This is a genomic window from Leptospira brenneri, from assembly GCF_002812125.1.
GTDB classification, from domain to species: Bacteria; Spirochaetota; Leptospiria; order Leptospirales; family Leptospiraceae; genus Leptospira_A; species Leptospira_A brenneri.
Genome location: NZ_NPDQ01000001.1, coordinates 296,985 through 315,482, shown reverse-complemented (window position 1 = coordinate 315,482; position 18,498 = coordinate 296,985). Strand labels below are relative to the sequence as shown.

The window sequence follows — 18,498 nt, the reverse complement described above, 5'->3', positions numbered from 1 at the left end:
AATCTAAAATCAGGAGCAAACCGTTGAAAATTAAAAGTACAAATTTAAGATTGTTGGACTTTCTACCGATTCAACCTGATCTTCATTAGAAAAGTCCCGCAGGTTGAACGTTTTTCCCTTCCAAGTTTTTCCATATAAATGCCCAGACATAAACACTTGTACTAAGTCTTGTGCTTTTGTTGATTTGATATACTTTGCCATCCCTTCTTGTTTCCAAATTTGGTTCTCTTCTAAATCAAAGTTTTGCCATTTCATATTTGGATAGGAGGCCGAAGGAGAGATCAAACCATCAATCGGTTTCCCAACAAGACGATTATATAAGTTTACATCAAAAACTTCCTGCCCAATGAATATTGCCACCTTCCAACCTGGCACAATCCAAACTCGGTCCTGAGTAGGTTCTCCTGGTGTGAGAATGGTTGATTCGTCTTCGGTAAGAATCGATTTTTTAACCAAAGGATCCATCAGTTTCCCATCTGCAGAAAATGGGATAGCGACATTGTACAATGGTCCCTTAGGATCAATCACCAAACTACCTTTAATGATTTTTGGATTTGGTAATACTATTGTTCCACCTAAAATAGGGACATTGTATTGTTTTGCTAATTCAGAAAATGTTCGAACATAAACCTCTACCATTTTTTCTGCTTTTAAATAAATTAAATCAGAAACTGTAAAATTCTCACCTTTGGTTTTTAAAGCTAAATCCAAAGAATCAGCATTTAAGAATCTAGATTTTTCATCCAGATAAAGTAAACCTGTCCCTGTATGTTCCGGAAATATAACAATTGTCTTGCGATCAAAAATTCCAGATGATTTTCCCTTACTTAGGGTTTCTTCAATCCGTTCACGCCACCATTCTTCTTTTACAAAATCTTCTGGTTTTAGAACTAGTTGAATTCCCACCAGGTTCCCATATTTTCGGTCAGTTCCATTGGTTTGAATGGTGACTTCTTTCCAGGATACAGTTGGTTTTGTTATTTCCTCATCTACTTCTGGTTTACTAAAATTAAAATCGAAATCAAACTTCAAATCAATACTAAGATCAGGTTTTGGTATATCAAACTTAGGTAAGGTGGTTTGATTGTCTTTTAAAATTGAGGCTGAAAAAAAGCCGAAACCAAACAGAACGATAAAAAGTAGAATTTTGTACGGTGGAACGTATAAATTATGCATGTTTTTTTAAATAAAGTTGGACCGCTTCCAACATGTACTCCGAAAAAAGTTTAGATGGATCAAAGTCCTTTATATTGACCCAATCCATAAAATCATGTTCATCTGATAATTGAATGTTTCCATTCACTAGACTAGCAGTATAAGCAATGATAACGCAAGGAAAGTTACCTTCATTCACACGATGTTTATGAATAAAAATTGGCTCTGGGTTTACATCAATTTTAATTTGTTCACCCAACTCTTCAGAAACTTCACGAAAAATACTCTCCGACCAATCCGAAAAAAATTCGTCTTCATTCATTCTTCCGCCAGGTAGATCACCGTGACCAGACTTTCTGTCTCGTAAAACTAACAATTTTTCTCCATCGCGAAGAAACAACTTTTGAGTGATCTGAAAAAATCCATGGTTACTCACAAAAATTTTCCCCAAACATCAATTTGATGATCAACAGCATATAAATCTGGATTTGGTAAATTTTCTGATTTATAATAATTAATCATACCTAAAGATACACTCGCAAGTTGTGAGATGATAGGATCCATCGACTCCGTAGGAACACCAAAAAATAGAAAGTTTACAGGGCTTCCATCACTAATCAAAAAAACTTCTTTTTCGATCTCTCTTTTTGGAATTTTAAATAAAATACGAGATCCTAAATCCATCTGAGTTTGTGGATCTAGAATTCGATGAAAAGAAATTTGTAAATCCTCAGTACCTAGTTTTGGATTTTCAGAAAGATTCAGTTCATTAACCCATTTGATAAAATCAGCAAACTCAACCGTTTTTGTAGAACCAGAAGCAATAAACAATTGTTTGTGTTTACTATTTAGAATCCAAGATTCCCAAGTTTTGGGTAAAATAATCGATTCGCCTGTGACACCAATGATAAAATCAATTTCTGCAAACTCAGAATCTGAAACAGATGAAAAATCTGATTTTTCTAATTTCAAATTCGATTCAAATTTACGATCTACCTCGAGTATATCCAAATTGTTTTCATGAAGGTATCCACCCACTAGGTATTTTTTTAAAAACCCACCAATATTTCCTTTAGATCCCAAAAGAAGAACTTTACGTTTTGATAAAACCTTTCCAACACCCTGTAAAGTATTCGTTACCGCATTTAAAATCGAACGCGCTACTTCCTTTGATTCTTCCTGCGTTTTTTCATTCGAAACGGCAATAGAAAAAGCAGGCAAAAATAATCCTTTTTTATCAACTTTGACTTTAACCAAACGGTCGTATCCATTTCTCGTATGTTCAACGGTTCCGATCACATAGGATTTTAGAATTTCAGAAAATGGTTTTTCCCGTAAATGGTTCGCTTTTGATTCAACCCAGAATTCATCTAGAACGGCTCCAAACGAAATTCCATCCAATGCACGTTCATTTAAAATTGGCGCTACATAACCACCATCTTCAATTAGAAGAATTTTTTCATTTTTGGAAATAACAGAAATGAGTTTAGTTAAAAATAAAAATATCCCTAACCTTCTCATTGCATCAAAAAAACCTAATTTAGCATCTTCTAATTTGTGACGGAAAGACACATGGTTTTCGAAGTCACTATACAAAGGAGATACACCATAATAAGGAGTATGGTTCGCAGTGAGTTTAAATTCGAGACCGGCCATAAAGAACACTTCTGTTGGGATGTCTAACAAAATGTCCAAATAGACCGGTGGAATATTTCCGCCATACTTAACAAAGGCGACATCTAAAGAACTTACCTTCAATCTTCTAAAAGTTTCAATCAGTGAAATAATTTCTGACGTTATGTGGTGAATCAAAAAAATATGAACGCCATCAAAGTTAAAATTATGCCCTTTCCCATTAGCAATCTCTTCCAAAAGAGGCATACGTTTTAGATAAAAAGAAGAATCAAGTAAGGTTCTCTTTTTATTGATGCTAAAATTGAGGACACGATCCAAACGAGAAAGATCTACGTAAACAGAAACCTTTCCAATCAAAGCGCGGATGGTATTTCCCTCTTTGATTTTTTTGGAAGCGGAAGAATCTTCCAAAAGAAGAAAGAGTTTTTTGAGTATCGAAAGAGGAACACTAGGATCCGAATTTAAAATCAAATTTCGATATTGTTCTTCCCAATAAAAATTGATATTCGTGAGTTTTCCCAAAGGAGTTTTTTCAATTTGAGAAAATACCTTACTGAAATGACTATTTTCTTCTTCGTAAAAAGTTTCCCCTTTTTGGGCCGCATTGATGATTCCCGTGCTAAGTGATTCACTAATTTTAGAAGCACCGGCTATGTAAGTTCTAACATGGGCATCACTAATCGTTTCATGTTTGATGTTTGCTAAATTCAAACATCCATCTTCCCTTGTATCAATTGTTATGCGAAGAAAAAAATCACCAATTCTATATTGGCTAGCGACTCTTTCCATAAGGATATAATAACCAGAATCATGAATGAATTCTGCTTCAAACGGGAAAAGTAGTGCCACTGAAGAATTTCGATTGGGATCTTCTCCGTAAAACTCTGGATGAATCTTTTTGGCAACAGATTGTTGTTGGAAAGAACCAAATACAAAACGTAAGTTTTCTTCAAATTGTTCCCGAAACAAAACCCAATCTTTCAAAATCCCAGCTCTTGCAAATACTTGCACATGTTGGATGTGCATATCCACTAACTCGTGGTTGATATTTGGATTGATTTTGTAAGTAAAAGATAAATCACCAGGAAGAGAATGTAATTGGTTTCCTATCTCTTCACCAATGGTACGAGATAAAATGGAAAGCCCAAAAAAGATTCTTAAGTGAGTTAGGTCAATCTCCCAAAGCCCATCTTCCACAGGAACAAGAACGGGACCAAGCGATGTATGAATTTGTTTCTCTTGGGTCATAAATTTATTTAAAATCGACCACTACCTTAACACTGGAAGGATCTTTTGCCGTCGCATAAGCCTCTTCCAATTGGTCAGAAGAAAAACGATGGGAAATCAAATTAGTTTCCAATGCATGTGTAATGTCTGGATTATCACGAAGTAAAGATATGGCCATATGAAAATCTCCACAGCGTGAACTATGAATTTCTTTACCATTGGCAAAAAATTGAGCCACAAGATTTGTTTGCACAGGCCACTTTGATCCATTTGTGGAATCCACAAGTATGGCTCCCCTTGGTCGCGCCAAAGAATTTTCATGTTTTGGATTGGGTCGAATTGCCAAACTCAACTCTTCGGGATTAGAAACGACTACGAAGTCAAACCTAGGCAATCGGTTAGAAAACTGATCTGAATTTAAAATGTTTTCTGCATCCGACGAACTTCCCTCAAAAACAGTAAAATGTTTTTTTAAGTTTTCCTTAATAGACGCGGAAACACCACCAAACACAAATACATTCTGATTCTTGCGGTTTTCCTTTTTCCAATGGAAAAGAACATTCGTATCCGAATATGGAAGGATAGAAAGTTCATCCACAACCAGTTCTGTCAAATGAGCGATACCTGCCATCACTTGTCCATTGGTAGTTTTCAAATGAACTTCACGTTTAGCAATTTGCAATGCGGATTCAAAACCGGAAGCAGTAGAAGTAGTATCGTAAACAATATCAAACCGATTTTTAAGTTCATTAATATCCGTTTTGCGAAGATCCACAATTTCATCGGCACCCATCGATTTTGCCAAGGTCACTAAATGGTCGTGACGAGTAATTGCAGTTATGCGAAAATCAGACCCATTGGTTTTTCGATAAGAAGCAAGAGCGGCTAAAATCAAACTCCCCAATCGGCGTGGTCCGAGAACTGCCACATGATCCCCTGGTTTCGGCGGCGAAGCAAGGATTGCTTGTAAAGCTGCGGCAAAGGGTTCCATCAAAACAGCAGCTTTGGGAGAGACACCTTCTAAGGAAATCGCAGCATGAATCGGTGCTAAGATATAGGGTCCAAACCCACCAGGCAACCTATCAATCCCAAGCACCTTTCTTTCTGGAGAATGGGTGGGAATCCCTTCCTTACAAAAGAGATCAGGATTTTGATCTCCCCTTGCCTCAAAAGTATCATTAATTTCGACAACATATTGTTTTCCTTGGTTGTCACCAAGACCCTCTGCCAGAACTTCATGGCCGATAATTTGGGGTAAGGGGAAGGGTAAAAAACGACGATCTATATCGGTGGAACAAACGCCACAAGAGATGGTCTTGAGAGGGATATAACCTGGGCCTAGATGAAGGTAGGATTCACCATTTCGTTTGATCTCCCATCCTTCGGTTTCGTTACCAAAATACTCGTATTCTGCTGATTCAAACGAGTCATCGGATTTGTAATCCTTCGCTCGAAATTTTAAGTTCATTACCTATTGTTGATAAAAAAAAGAAGAATGATAGTCAATGTAAAAAAGGTAAAGTTCAAAAGAAAGCCTTGCCTGATTTCTCGCCTCTCTTTGTCGCCAAGTAGATAACTTGTGACAAAGACCGAGAAAAAACCACCGAGATGTGCCCAATGAGCCACTTGGTCTCTTGCAAATAAGTTGGTTACATCAGAATAAACCATCATCCAACCAAAAAGAAATACCGGAAAGGGAATGGATTTTGTTTTTGTTAAAGGGAAACGAAAGGGAGAAAGTAGAGTTGCAGCCGATGCCAATCCCGATATAGCTCCACTAGCACCCACAATCGGAGTTCTATCACCTAAGATTAGACCTCTTACAATTGCGTCGCCTAACACAGAAAGTATCCCTGCCATAAAATAAAAAAGTAACCATCTACTCTTCCCTACCCGATTCTCTACCACTCTGCCAAGTAACAAAAGAAAAAACAAATTGGAAAGGAGATGGGCTCCAGACCCGTGAAAGAAAGTAGAAAGAACCCAATTGATCGGCTCAAATTCACCAGGTGTTGCTATAAAATAAACACTAACTAAATCGGGAAAAAAAATAGAAACAACAGGGTACAACAAAAAAAGAAAAGAAGCAAAACCAGCAGTAAGTGGGAATTCCCAAATGAATGATCGCATAACTTATTTAAAACTAGGAGGAATGGCTTCTTCTGGATTTCTCACATAAGCCGGATCAAAACCTGGAATCCCTGTAGCCAATTCATATAAATCCGGTTGTTTCCAAATGAGTTCATAATAATCCAAAGCCCCAAAGGAATCAAAATGACTATCATACAATAAACGTAAATATTTTTCACGATCAGAAAAGATAATTCGATTCACTTCATGAACCATTTCTGCAAAAGTCCGAGTTTCTTTGTCAAATTCATCAATCGAATCGTGTAAAAGTCCGAGTAGGACAATATACTTTTCTGCCTGTTTAAGAGACTTTAACGAATACGCCAACTCTTGGAGTTTCATCAAATACAAATAAGGCCTTATATTTTTCCCTACGAGTAATTTCTGTTTGGCAACGGCAATTTCACGATAACCCAAACGAAGGTATAGTTTGGTTTCCGTTTTTTCTTTTCCATTGGCGAGCCTTGCGAGCCGTCCCAATTCTATTTCCAATTCTTCAATTTCGTCTTCCAGAACAAGAATATAAAGTTGAATGAGTAAACTTTGAGTTCTTCTAAGTTCTGAATATGAACGTCCTAAATCCATCTGCAAATGGAGGATTTCTGATTCAATATGGTGTTGGACACAACGTTTGAAGTATTTTTTTTGATCTTCGGTTCCCCGATTGCTAATTGTGGAATTCAAAATGCGTAGAAACTCGTAGTTGTCCTTAAGTCCATAGCTAACACGAATTAACTGGGTAGCTTTGGAACTGGACTGGTCCGGTGTCATCTCTCCAATGGCAGTCAGGAAGAGTAATAGTATTACCGAAAAACGTTTCATCTATGGAAATAGTTTCGGCCGTACGCAGAAAACATTAGCATGATAAAAAAGAAAAGACATATACGTCTCATATTCTAGAATTATGTCGAGAGGAACCTGTGCAAAAGTTAGGATCACTACCAACATCCCCCTTGGAAGCCATTGACCTCCTGAAGTCCGAAATGGACCAACCGGTCTGGGAATCACGTCTTTTGGATTTGATGAAATTAGCAGCTGATGGTGACAAAAATACTTGGACGATGATCTACCAAATCATTCGAGAAGCCGACTCCGGTCGACTGAGTTGGGGGTATCATAAGTCATTGCTATCTGGAGTGGTTTATCTCCTTGCTTATGTTGGTGATTCCAAAAGTTACCGAGTACTATTAAATTATGTCAAATCACTCGATCGAGCCATTCCCATTGGAGCTATGGAACTTATCTCTGATTTGTTACCTACATTTGCAGAACTTGATATTCGCGAACTCTTTACAATTGCTTCCAACTCGGATGAATTAAAATCTGCGTTCGGTGTACTCGCGTTATGCAAACTCAATATGGAAAATCGACTTTCCGATGATGAAAAAGAAAAACTAAAAGATTTTTTATCTACATATAAAAATTACAAATACTACCTTACTGATACAATTGAAATCACGTTAGAACAATTAAATGAAACTGATGCGAGTGACATGTTGATGGAGTTAGATGGAATCTTTCAATGAAAGCAGCTGTTCTCCCACAAGGTTCAAGATCTCTTGAAATCCAAGAATTAGATCTTCCTTCTCTTCTTCCAAACCAAGTCAAAATTAAAGTCAAAGCCTGTGGCATTTGTGGATCAGACATCCATTTAGTTCTCCACGGTAAAATGAAAGCAAGTTACAGTCCTTGTGTTCCAGGCCACGAAACTTCTGGAGTTGTTGAAGAAATTGGAGAACAAGTAACAAAGTTTAAAAAGGGTGACCGGGTTGTTGTTAGCGCAGGGACTTCTTGCGGAAAATGTAAACATTGTTTGGCGGGCCGAGAAAATCTTTGTGAAGAAATTGGAGTCCTTGGTTTCAACCAACGCGGCGGGTTTGCCGAATATTTACAAATCGAAGAACGCTACCTCCACCACTTGCCTGAGGAAATCCCTTTTACCGAAGGAGCCATCCTTGCAGATGCTGTATCCACTCCATACCATGCAGTCAAATACCAAGGTGAAATCAAACCTGGTGACACTGTTGCCATCATTGGATGTGGTGGTCTCGGAATCCATGGAGTTGCCATCGCTAAAGCTTTAGGTGCCGGCCGAATTTTTGCTGTCGATATTGATAGTGGTTCTTTGGAAAATGCAAAGGCTTATGGTGCCGATGAACTGATATTAGTCGAAAAAAATATGCAAGTCGGTAAAGTTTTAAAAGAAAAATCAGGTGGGATTGATCTGTTATGCGACTTTTCTGGATTTATGCCTAATATTGAAAACTCTGTTAGAGCCATGAACCGAGGTGGAAGAATTGTACTCGTCGGAATCGGTCGAAATAAATTAGAAATTCCTATGCCTTTTTTTCTGATCGAAAGGCAAATTCGTATTACGGGATCTTATGGATCAGATAGAAGAGCAATTCCGGAACTCATCCAACTCTATCAAAATAAAAAGTTAAACCTAACCAAGTCCATTAGCGGTGTTCATAAGTTAGAAGAAACAAATGAGTTTTTACATGCTTTGGAAGAGAAAAAAGGAAATCCGATTCGTTTCATCATCAATCCGGAGTTATAAATTTAAGATTGATTGGTTCAGCGTAAAATTTTGTGGTCCCTTGTAGATAGTTCCAGGTTTTGAATTTGGATTTCATTCATTTAATTTCTACCAAAAGAAAACTCAAATCATCCATTTGGTATTTCCAACCGACTGAAAATTTAAAAAGAGAGTCTTGGATTACCTTTGCGAAGTCTTGGAATTTTTGATATCGATTGTCCCATAACAATGATTTGAGTCGTTCTTCACCAAAACTTTGACCAACCTCATTTAACAGATCAAAAATTCCATCGGTATAGAGCAAAATCTTATCACCCGATTGGAGTTTCACAGTTTCTTCATCATACGGTAAATGGGAAAACAAACCCAAAGGTTTCCCTTTTACATTTAAATGAATGACATCAGATTCAGAATTTCGAATGAGAAAAAAACCAGGATGTCCTGCATTACTAAATGTGGCAGTGTATGATTCCGTATCGATAAATACATAAGAAGCAGTGATAAAAAGATTTTTTGTTTTTCCCACCAAATGTCTATTCATTGAATGAAACACTCTTGAGGGGAATTGTAAGTAAGCACCTGCACCTACAAAAGCCATCTTTGACATAGCCGCTACCATCGCAGAAGAAATTCCGTGCCCAGAAACGTCTGCCATCAGTATGGCCCAGTTCCCCATACTATCTTTTGTATGATCAAAGTAATCCCCACCCACCGACTCTAGGTTTTGTGAAAACCCTATGATTTTAATTTTTTCATCTTCGTTATACTTAGAAGATAATAATGATTTTTGTAAGGCATTCGCTAAAGCTAAATCTTTATCAATTTGGATTAATCTTTGTAATTCTTTATTTTTGTTTCGTAATTCAGTGTTCATCCTGCTGATGGAGTGTAAAAGTTCCCAATAGTGTTTAAAAACATAAAAACCAAAGAGTAACAACATCAGAAAAAAACTATAATGAATGAGACGAACTCCATAATTTAAAAGTTCAAGGTCTACCAGAATATCGTGTAAACCACCAATAACAATGACAAGTAATCCTAAGGTAATGGTTCGAAGGTTTTTGTTTCCTTTGATTAAAACATAAACAGAAGAAAATATAGCAACGATGCCTTCAAAAACAATGATCCAATCGTAATCATTCTCACTATTGAGAAATGAAATTCCATTTTCATAATTATTCACTAGAGAAATAAAGAAAACAATCAGATGGAGAGCCGCGAGTATCTTAAATAAATTTCGAAAGAATGGAGGAAAGATACCAATCAAAAAAAGTAAAAGAGCAAAAGGAAAAAACGCAAAATTAAAATATGTAAGTGGAACCACAAAATCTGAAAATTGACTCAAAGAAAAACCAACAAAACCATTCAAAACTTCAATGAGAGAGGCGGAGAATAACAAAATCGAAAAATTAAAAAAAATGATTTCTTTTTTCCTTAAAAAATAAAATCCAAGAAAAAGTATAGAAAGGATAAGTAAAATCGGAGCAAAAAAAGTTTCCGAAAAATTATTTAAAAACAAATCAATCAAAGCTTGTGAATGATCTTTGAAATAAACTTCGCGATCCATTCCAATAAAACTTTTGTATCTAGATTGGAACTGAAGGATTAGCGTACCTGAGGGATTTTGATTTAATGGAATGATATAAGGGAAAATATGGTCTTGGAGTTTCGATTCAAAAACAAGTTCTGATCCTTGAAAAAGTTTAAATTGCTCTAAAGCAATTCCAATGGAAAGAACTGGACTTTTTAATTGTCTGACAAACTGATCACTAAATTTAATATAAAGAAACTGATTCTCTTGTGGGTATAGTCCCAATTGGTTGGGTTCCAATTTTCGCCAAACATTGTCAGGAATAGAATTTGGATCTTTTATTTCCTCAGAAGACCAAAAATAATACCGATCCAAAAGATAAACAGATTGTTGGAACTGTCGATCCGGTTTGGTTTCCGAATGTAAGTCCAAACACCCACAGTATAAAACTACAAACCCCAAATAAAGAACCAATTGTGAGAGAGTTTGAATCGATTTATATGATTTGACTTCTTTCAAAATTTGATTCCTATAGAATTAAGCAGGATACCTTCAATGAATCGCAATCGATTCCCATTATTTTTTTACCTAATTCCCTTCTTATTATTGTCTCTTACCACTCTGATGGCCCAAGAAGACAAGACAGCTCAAGAACAATTCGTCGAAGACAAAATGGAATGCCATTCCATTGCCATGGAAATTGACGGGTTAGAATATCAGAAAACTATAAAATGTATCTCCAAAGATTCTATCTGCTACATTATCCAAGGTTTTGCGATGAGTTGTATTCCCCGTTCAGGAAAGTATTCTTCCGAGTTACCAAATCTAGCCCCAAAGCCATCTCAACCATAATCGTATAACAGGAGATTTATGAAAATCAAAACAAAAATCAGTGAAATGCTGAACATTGATCTACCGATCATTGCAGCACCAATGTTCCTCGTCTCCTATCCGGAGTTAGTGGTCGCAGTCTCAGAAGCTGGGGGAATTGGATGTTTTCCCTCGTTAAATTATAGAACACCTGAACAACTAAGAGAAGGAATCTTAGAAATTCGTTCTAAAACAAAAAAACCCATTGGTGCCAATTTAATCCTACACAAGGAACATAACCCCAATTGGGCGAAACAATTTGAAGTGGTTATGGATTTAAAAGTAGAACTGATCATCACGAGCCTTGGGACACCAAGAACCATTGCTAAAGAAATCAAATCTAATGGATCCACTTTGTTTTGCGATGTAACAACTCTCAAACATGCTCAGATTGTTGCAAAATCGGGAGCAGATGCCCTCATTGCAGTATCACAGGGTGCAGGTGGACATGCTGGTGCCATTACACCATTTGCACTCATCCCTTACTTAAAAAAAGAAGTAGGTTTACCCGTAATTGCCGCAGGAGCCATTTCTACCGGATCTCAAATGGCGGCCGCTTTGTCTCTCGGAGCAGATGCCGTTTATATCGGAACTCGATTTATTGCTACCCCAGAATCAAAAGCACAAAACGAATACAAACAAATGTTAATTGAATCTAGCCCTGATGAAATTATTTATACAGAAAAAATTTCAGGAATCCCGGCCAATTGGTTATCAAAATCAGTAGAACGTTCGCCTGAAATTTTAGAAGACGGTCCTAAAAAAATTGCTGCCGGTCATGCCGGTGGGGAAAAAGCAATCGAACAAGAATACAAACGCTGGAGAGATATTTGGTCAGCCGGCCAAGGAGTGGCTCAAATCCACGAAGTAAAACCAGCCGGTGAAATTGTAAAAGAAATTGCTGGTGAGTACTTGGCGACAGTCAACAACCTTCCTCGCTAAACAAACGTTGTGCGAATCGGTTTTTAAGGGTCGATTCGCACATTGAATTCTAAAAACGACCTCTTTACTATTTTACGAAATTCAACTGTTTTCAAAATAATGGATCACCTAGAAATTGCGAACGGCATCGATCATCCCTTTGGTATCAAGATAATCATTCGATTTATAAATCCTTTTTCCGTTTGCATCTAAAATTAGAAAAAAGGGTAACCCAATTTTTAATTCGGGATACTCTGGATTATTTGCAAACTCTTCAAAAATTGGATCAGTATCATATACCTTCCAAAGAATGGCTTTATTTTTGAAAGTTTCATTCCATTCCTTATCTGAAAGAGTGAGTTTTTGAAACTCTTTACAGTTTGTACACCAATCAGCGTAAAAATCGATAAATATCGGTTTTCCGGTTTCTTTGGCCATCCGATAGGCCTCTACTTCTGACCTTTGCCATTCTAAATTTCCATGAATTTCTGTTGGCACTGGGTTTAGTCCTGCACTGGGTGACACGGGGAAAATTTTTAGAACTGATGGTTGTAAAAGTAAAATGAGAATCACGAGAGAGGTATAGACTCCCATTTGCAAAAGTGCTAGTTTCATTTTCTCACAAGGAAGGCCTTCTTTCTTCTGTAAGTAAAGAAAGCTCAGTGCCAAAGTCCAAAGGAGAAACACTTTTGCAGAAAGTCCAGAATCAAATCCCCAGAGGGCAAAAGCTTTTTCCAAATAGGAATAAGAAAAATAAAGAATGAACAATGCCAAGACCCACTGAATCCACTTCATCCACTTTCCCGATTTTGGTAAGGCAAAACCAAAAACACCAATGAGTAAAAATGGAATCCCAAGACCCAAACCAAAAACAAACATCTTTAATGAAGTAAATAGGATTGGAAGGATGCTGAAGCCCTCTGTTTGGTAAGTAATGAGTTGGACAAGGATGGAAACTACCACCGGGCCAACACAAGGAGAGGAAAGGAGTCCAGCACCCACTCCAAGCAAAAATGTATTCGCATAACTAATATTTGTCGAATTTCTTAAGTCTCCAGAGAAAAAAGGAAAGTATAAAAATTCGGCAACACTGAGACCTAAAATGAACAACAAAATGGAAAGTAGCACTTGCGTTTCAGGGTAACGTAAAAAAGAATTAAATGCTCCTCCACTAAAACCTGCAACCAACCCAAAAACCGCATACATACTAGCAAGGCCAACGTAGTAAACAAGAGGGTGGGACCATTTGTGTTTGGAAACTCGGGACTTTAAAATCCCTGCGGTGATGGGATATAAAGGATAAACACAAGGTAGAAGCCCTGCGAGTAACCCTCCTAGTGCCAAAAAGAAAAAACTAAAAATGGAAAAAGAACCAGAAGACAATTGGGATTCTATAAAGGTTTGGATTTCAGATACCATACTCTCTGTCTTAGAACGTAGCTGTGGCTTTCAAAACTAGACTTCGATCCAATCTTCCATATTCGGAAATGGGATACGCCACTGGTTTTGAAAACTGTTCTATATATTCGACACGATTTGATGCCTCCCCGGTACTGTCTACATACCATTTATTTGGCTCACCTTTAGAATCATACGAACGAACCTCTGTATATCCCAAAGCAAGTCTTACCGATGAGGTCATAAGCCATTCTCCAAAGATTTGGCGAGTGACGTAATAAGATTGGTTAGAATACAAAGGATCAGTGGTTCCCGGTTTGAATCGGAGCCATGGTTCTCGTTCTACCGTTTCTGTGGCTTGCAGACCAGGAAGAGGGCCACCTGTGGCGATTTCTCCCCGTGCAACCAGGCGAAGAGTTCCATTCCCAATCCCAGCCCAAAGATAGGCTCCCCGCCCTGTCGCTTCTGGAACCTTAGTGGCAGGCAAGTAAGGGGACATCCGATCCACGATTTCTCCACCAAGGCGTTTTTTGACCATTCCACCAAGTCCTAAATTTAGGATCTCTCTCCAAACAAGATGAGATTCGACAGCGATTACCTGTTCTTGGTTGAGAGAAACTGTTCCTTGTTTTCTTGTCGTTGGATTTCCATCACTAGTAAGACAACTGGTTTTTCCTTCTCGACATTCATCACTCGCATAACCAAATGCATTCGATGCTCTTCCTAAAATATGGAGTCCCGTTTTTAAATTTTCAGTCCAAGTTGGATCCCAACCTAATTTTCCAATGACATCGTATCCAGTATTCGTTGTATTTTGTGTATTACGATAACCTTCACCGTTGACAACGGCAGTTTGGACAGAGAAAGATTTCCATCGAAGGATATAATTAATACCGAGGTCAACTGGGTCTTTTGCAAAACCCATAGATTCTAGCGGAGATTTGTCGAAATATCGCCAATCATAATTCCCCGACCAAACAGAAAACATATGGGGTAATTCAAACATCCCAAACTGAATTTGGTGTTTTGTATTTCCTACCTCAAACGTTTTTGCTAAATTTGCTCGCCTAACTAGAAATACATAAGGATTAGATTTGTTGCCGGTACCTGCTAATGTATCATTCGTAAGTGCATCATTTCGGAGGATTTCTCCCCAAAACTCGGCTTTTAAACCCAATTCTTCCCATTCCTTTGACATAGTTACCATGGTCCAAGGGAGGGAAAAACCCGCTTTGTCTGAAGGAGAAAGGTCTGTTGTACCAGAAGCCTTGTCTCGAATTCTATAGGAAACTGTGGGAGTTAAGATGGCTCCTAGTTTTAAACCATAGTAGCCATCAGGTTCGTCTTTTTTGGTTGTAACCACTTCTTCACCAAACAAAGAAAAGGTGAAGAAGTATAGAAGAAAAATAAATCGAAAACTAAATTTCACTTTTTACCGTAAGTTTCGTCCGGAATAAAACTTTTATCTTCCCAACCTACTGGTTTGTGGCAAGGGAGGCAACGAGATAACATAGGGAATTCTTTTCTTTTTTCTTTAAACAGGAGAGTGGCTCCTTCTTTTGTGATCAGCTCTTTATAATCATTTTTTTCTAAATCTGCGGACCCTAGTTTTACAGCACCACCAGTTCCTTTAGAAAAATCTGACCCATTGATATTCACTTGGCCTTCACAAACGCAAGTATATCCCGTTTTTTCTTTTTCTTCATAGAACACACCAAAGGCTGTTCCTCGAACACCGGCAGTTGTTGTTGGAGTAGAAACTTCAAAGTTACCTTTTTTGAAATTACTCACCCGAAACCAAGCGGCTCCTTTTTCTACATAAGCCTTTGCAACTTTGTTTTCTGAATTCCACTCTTTCAACGTAAAGTCAGTGTTTGGTTGGATGCGGATTTCTGTTTCTTTATAGAAAAAATCCACTTTAGATCCGTTGCCAGTTTTGATTCTGTCACCTGGTTTTAGGATGTCATTGACTTTGAGCGTTTTCCAAAGTTTAGAAGTATCAGAAGCAGAGATGAAACTTACCTTTCCACGGGTAAAGGTCGCCACGGCAAACTCTTCAGCGAAAAGCGAAACAGAAGTTAGGAGGATAGAAAAAACTGTTAGAAGGATTCTGAGGCTCATAATCCCTCTAACAACCACAACGAAATAAATTATCAATCAAATTTATCAAATTTGATATTGTTTTAATCAGTCTTACCTACCAAGGAATGGAAAAACCCATCTCTTTCAATTTGTACTCCAATTCCTCACGTTCTCGGCTTTTTTTAGCAGTGGAACCTTGTTCATCTAACAAACCAAGTTCGATTGCCTTCTTTTTTGCACCTTCTATCCCTGAAGTGTTGAGGGCGCTGATAATTTCTGTGTCATACTTGGTTAGATTGAGTGCTGACAAACGGTAGTCGACAAATGCCTCCCAAGCATTTGGAACCCATTTTTTCACAATCTGTTCTCCAATGGTTTTGGCAAATAAACGAACTTCTAATTGGGCATGGTCATCCATTCGAAGAGCCAAAAAGTGAAGTAAGTTATGAAGGTCGATTTTCCAATACGCTTCGGTATAAGTAGCAAGTGGTAAATCTTTTCTCGCCTGTTCTCTTGCTACACCCATTTCTAATCTTTCATTATAAATATCTGTAGCAAACTTTTGAAATTCTGTTTCACGCTTAGTTAGGTGGTCACCTTTAGATGATTCTAAATATCCATCACTACCTTGTTTATTTCCAATTGATTGAACTCGCCATTCGCCAGGCAAAGTGGTTTGTGCCGAGTCAATGGCTACGGAGTAACGCGTAGAGTATTCGTTGACATTTGCCATACGGTGGCGAATCCACTGTCGCCAAGTGTCCATGGGAACACGAACATGTAGCTTTAGTTCGCACATTTCAAAGGGAGTGCTATGGCGGTGGCGCATTAAATAACGAATGAGGCCGCGATCTTCATTTACTTTTTTTGTTCCTTTTCCGTACGAAACGCGTGCGGCTTGAACGATTGATTCATCAGATCCCATATAATCAACTAGTCTGACAAACCCGTCATCCAAAACCGGAAATGGTTTTCCTAAAATGGAGTCTAAATCGGGAACGGAAACTCTTGAAATGGATTCGAAATCAGATTGTTGCATATTAGCTTTATTTTTTAGTTCACAGGCTAATGAAAAGTCGAAAATAGAGTTATAGCGTACCGTATCGCCTCATAAATAGAAAGGATGCTAAATGGCACTTGAAGAAAATTCGCTAGAAGATCGATTGATCAAAATTTCCTCCCGAGACAGCAACAAAAGTCTCATGGTGAACCCGGACAAAATCTATATTTTTCCGGTACCCAAAACCACGTTCCAATTTTTGGAAAATATTTGGCAATCCATCGCAAATAAAATGGTTTCTCTTGTGGACTTCCACGATGAGCCCATTTTTAATTTTTCGATTTTTGAAGTCATTGACCAAGATGAAATGAAAATCGTGGCCACAGCCACTCACTTCAAACTGAAAGAAATCGCGGAACGCCGCCGAATTCCAGGTATCGAAGAATACATAAAAAAATCTCGCCCCATTCATTTGGCCGATCCCCGAAATGAATCAGCAGCTTTCATTCGAAAATCCATCATTGATTTTAATAAAGGCCTAAGACCGGAAGTTATCTTTGTTAATTTGAAAGAGGAAGAAATCCATCCTGAAAAGAAAGTACTCCTTTCGGAAACGATGAACCATGCCATCGGGATTCCTCTCTTCGTGAACGAAAATCCCATTGGGATTTTATGGGGGATCACAAAAGATCCGATTCCGGAGGATCAAATCCGTCCCCTGACCCTCCAACTCTATTCTTTGTTTGATGTGATTGAGTTTGTTGTGGCAAAGGAAATGGAATCAGGAAATGACCACTACATTGCCCAAAAGAACATTGAAAAGGCCGATACAGTTTCTAACTCTAGAAATCTATTTTATACCACAACCAAAGACCAAAAAGAACCAGTTACTTCCATTATTTTCAAGTCGCACCAGTATAATATTGAATACAGAATGGATGCCTCTTTCATCATCCCCACTACTGATGGTTATGCGGTTTCTTTAAAAAGTTTTACTCCTGAAAAACTAAATAATACAGGTAAAAACCTTTTACTCATCCCTGGATTTTTTTGTCGCCGTTCCGTGATGGACAAACTCGCCAAAGAACTCGCACTCAAATACGGATACCGAGTTTTCCTAATGGATATGCGTGGTAGATCCAGACAAACCATGCCGAAACACGGGAAAAAAGAAGGATGGACTGTTGATAATTACATCCAAGACGACTTTCCTGAGATTCTACGTTGGATTCGTTGGCACTATCCAAGTGAAAGAACCGTCGTACTTGGTCATAGTATGGGGGGAATGATTCCTCGTTTTTATGTTTCTTCTTATGAAAAAATCAAAGAACTAAAAGAAGAATTCAATTTACCAAAACCAGAGGATTACATTGCAGGAATTGTTTCCATTACCTCACCGAACTATATCAGTTTGAAATCAAACTTTATTGGACTCGATACTTTAAAACGTGGGTTCAGTATGCTTCCGCATAAAATGATATCCGACATGATTTTGAGTATGGCTAGTTTTTCGATGCAAGCCACAATCCAAACCATTGATTTAAAAAAATTCTTTAAACTCATTTTGAATCTACATTCGAGTTTACGAAGTTTCAGTTATAATATTGGAACCAAAGTTCTAACCATCAAAGACTTTGTGGGTTATAAAGAAATCACACCACCAGAATGGTATTTTCTCATGGAAGATGTGTTTTGCGAAGAGTCTGTCTCTGTGATTATGCAATTTTTCCAAAGTCAAATCTCCAACGAGAGAAGTTTTTGGTCAAATGATGGTCGTATCAATTATACCGAAAATTTTTTGAACAACTTCAATATGCCTATTTACAGTGTGGTGGGTACAGTTGATAAAATTGTTCCTGAAGAAAGTCTCACTGAATTGAAAGATCTCAAATCAGAAAACAAGGTGATTACTTATTATGAACAAGGTCACCTTGGTATCATCTTTCACGGAGAAACCGTTAGAAAAATTTGTAAAGGGATCGACGAGTGGATCCAGGAATTGAAGTAATT

The 18,498-nt window shown here is 37.8% G+C and carries 17 protein-coding genes; 6 read left to right on the top strand and 11 right to left on the bottom strand.

Annotation, left to right across the window (positions count from 1 at the left end; translation table 11 throughout):
* Positions 1 to 30: 30 nt before the first annotated feature.
* From CH361_RS01570 to CH361_RS01545, 6 genes are read right to left on the bottom strand one after another with little or no spacing between them, the layout of a single operon-like run.
* Positions 31 to 1,176, bottom strand: a complete 1,146-nt coding sequence (locus CH361_RS01570; protein WP_100789066.1) for a carbon-nitrogen hydrolase family protein — start codon at positions 1,174 to 1,176, stop codon at positions 31 to 33.
* A complete protein-coding gene (locus tag CH361_RS01565) occupies positions 1,169 to 1,591 on the bottom strand; it encodes an NUDIX domain-containing protein (protein ID WP_100789065.1) in 423 nt (140 codons plus the stop codon). The genes CH361_RS01570 and CH361_RS01565 overlap by 8 nt, the downstream gene beginning before the upstream one ends.
* Positions 1,588 to 4,038, bottom strand: a complete 2,451-nt coding sequence (locus tag CH361_RS01560; protein WP_100789064.1) for a hypothetical protein — start codon at positions 4,036 to 4,038, stop codon at positions 1,588 to 1,590. The genes CH361_RS01565 and CH361_RS01560 overlap by 4 nt, the downstream gene beginning before the upstream one ends.
* Positions 4,039 to 4,042: 4 nt before the next feature.
* Entirely contained in the window at positions 4,043 to 5,485 is a 1,443-nt protein-coding gene (locus CH361_RS01555) for an MDR/zinc-dependent alcohol dehydrogenase-like family protein (RefSeq protein WP_100789063.1), read from the bottom strand.
* Entirely contained in the window at positions 5,485 to 6,147 is a 663-nt protein-coding gene (locus tag CH361_RS01550) for a rhomboid family intramembrane serine protease (RefSeq protein ID WP_100789062.1), read from the bottom strand. The genes CH361_RS01555 and CH361_RS01550 overlap by 1 nt, the downstream gene beginning before the upstream one ends.
* 3 nt (positions 6,148 to 6,150) lie before the next feature.
* Positions 6,151 to 6,918 (bottom strand): adhesin OmpL37 family surface protein, encoded by a 768-nt coding sequence (locus tag CH361_RS01545; RefSeq protein WP_125232043.1) that lies wholly within the window; start codon positions 6,916 to 6,918, stop codon positions 6,151 to 6,153.
* Here CH361_RS01545 and CH361_RS19885 point away from each other — a divergent pair.
* The 3 genes from CH361_RS19885 (at position 6,912) to CH361_RS01535 (ending at position 8,707) form a co-directional block, all read left to right on the top strand.
* A complete protein-coding gene (locus CH361_RS19885) occupies positions 6,912 to 7,007 on the top strand; it encodes a hypothetical protein (RefSeq protein WP_125232042.1) in 96 nt (31 codons plus the stop codon). The genes CH361_RS01545 and CH361_RS19885 overlap by 7 nt on opposite strands.
* Before the next feature lie 123 nt (positions 7,008 to 7,130).
* On the top strand, positions 7,131 to 7,673 hold the full coding sequence (locus CH361_RS01540; RefSeq protein ID WP_244279520.1) for a hypothetical protein: 543 nt from the start codon (positions 7,131 to 7,133) through the stop codon (positions 7,671 to 7,673).
* Entirely contained in the window at positions 7,670 to 8,707 is a 1,038-nt protein-coding gene (locus CH361_RS01535) for a zinc-binding dehydrogenase (protein ID WP_100789059.1), read from the top strand. Before CH361_RS01540 ends, CH361_RS01535 begins: the two co-directional genes overlap by 4 nt.
* Positions 8,708 to 8,783: 76 nt before the next feature.
* Here CH361_RS01535 and CH361_RS01530 read toward each other — a convergent pair whose 3' ends face one another.
* A complete protein-coding gene (locus CH361_RS01530; protein ID WP_100789058.1) occupies positions 8,784 to 10,736 on the bottom strand; it encodes a PP2C family protein-serine/threonine phosphatase in 1,953 nt (650 codons plus the stop codon).
* A gap of 36 nt (positions 10,737 to 10,772) precedes the next feature.
* Between CH361_RS01530 and CH361_RS01525 the strand changes: the two genes are divergently transcribed.
* Both CH361_RS01525 and CH361_RS01520 read left to right on the top strand, forming a co-directional pair.
* Positions 10,773 to 11,069, top strand: a complete 297-nt coding sequence (locus CH361_RS01525) for a hypothetical protein (RefSeq protein ID WP_100789057.1) — start codon at positions 10,773 to 10,775, stop codon at positions 11,067 to 11,069.
* 18 nt (positions 11,070 to 11,087) lie between these two features.
* A complete protein-coding gene (locus CH361_RS01520; RefSeq protein WP_100789056.1) occupies positions 11,088 to 12,029 on the top strand; it encodes an NAD(P)H-dependent flavin oxidoreductase in 942 nt (313 codons plus the stop codon).
* Positions 12,030 to 12,137: 108 nt separating this feature from the next.
* On the opposite strand, the gene CH361_RS01515 is transcribed toward CH361_RS01520, so the two are convergent.
* From CH361_RS01515 to thyX, 4 genes are all read right to left on the bottom strand, one after another.
* Positions 12,138 to 13,427 carry a protein-disulfide reductase DsbD family protein gene (locus CH361_RS01515; protein WP_100789055.1) on the bottom strand — a complete coding sequence of 430 codons (1,290 nt, stop codon included), beginning with the start codon at positions 13,425 to 13,427 and terminating at the stop codon, positions 12,138 to 12,140.
* 10 nt (positions 13,428 to 13,437) lie between these two features.
* Positions 13,438 to 14,835 carry a hypothetical protein gene (locus tag CH361_RS01510; protein WP_100789054.1) on the bottom strand — a complete coding sequence of 466 codons (1,398 nt, stop codon included), beginning with the start codon at positions 14,833 to 14,835 and terminating at the stop codon, positions 13,438 to 13,440.
* A complete protein-coding gene (locus tag CH361_RS01505; protein ID WP_208861363.1) occupies positions 14,832 to 15,527 on the bottom strand; it encodes a FecR family protein in 696 nt (231 codons plus the stop codon). The genes CH361_RS01510 and CH361_RS01505 overlap by 4 nt, the downstream gene beginning before the upstream one ends.
* Before the next feature lie 76 nt (positions 15,528 to 15,603).
* On the bottom strand, positions 15,604 to 16,527 hold the full coding sequence (gene thyX / locus CH361_RS01500; RefSeq protein WP_100789052.1) for an FAD-dependent thymidylate synthase: 924 nt from the start codon (positions 16,525 to 16,527) through the stop codon (positions 15,604 to 15,606).
* 91 nt (positions 16,528 to 16,618) lie between these two features.
* Between thyX and CH361_RS01495 the strand changes: the two genes are divergently transcribed.
* On the top strand, positions 16,619 to 18,496 hold the full coding sequence (locus CH361_RS01495) for an alpha/beta fold hydrolase (RefSeq protein WP_100789051.1): 1,878 nt from the start codon (positions 16,619 to 16,621) through the stop codon (positions 18,494 to 18,496).
* Positions 18,497 to 18,498 lie beyond the last annotated feature (2 nt).